We start from the raw sequence: 662 nt of genomic DNA on the forward strand, positions 1-662 counted from the left end.
GCGCCATCTTCCGTGGCACTGACACTCACCACTTCGGCAGTAGGCTTGTCGTTAGTCCCTGTAATCGTAATCGTGACCGTCGCCGGTTCACTGGTGTTGTTTCCGAGACCGGAATCATCAATCGCTACATAGGTAAACGTAACCTGACGGGTTTCTCCCGCGGCCAGATCCTGAAAGTCACTGCCCGGATTGAAACTGAAGGTGCCGTCATCGTTGTTGGTTACCGTGCCTCCTGCCGGCTGGCTCACGATGTTGAAAGTGTGGGTATCGGTGGTATCGGCATCCGTGGCACCAAAGTTGCCCGTTACCGCCGCACCATCTTCCGTGGCACTGACACTCTCAACCACCGCTGTCGGCTTATCGTTGGTACCGGTGATCGTGATCGTGACCGTGGCCGGTTCACTGGTGTTGTTTCCGAGACCGGAATCATCAATCGCTACATAGGTAAACGTGACTTGACGGGTTTCTCCAGCCGCCAGGTCCTGGAAGTCATTACCCGGATTGAAGCTGAAGGTGCCGTCATTGTTGTTGGTTACCGTGCCTTCTGTCGGCTGGCTCACGATGTTGAAGGTGTGGGTATCCGTGGTATCTGCATCCGTGGCACTGAAATTGCCGGTCACTGCCGCGCCATCTTCCGTGGCACTGACACTCTCAACCGCCGC

At 56.0% G+C, this 662-nt stretch carries 1 protein-coding gene; it reads right to left on the reverse strand.

The window, feature by feature from the left end; genetic code table 11:
* Positions 1 to 662: VCBS domain-containing protein (locus AC27K1_RS21635; protein ID WP_487152871.1), on the reverse strand; the 662-nt coding region annotated here is incomplete at both ends.

The organism is Kistimonas ophiarachnellae, assembly GCF_057552235.1.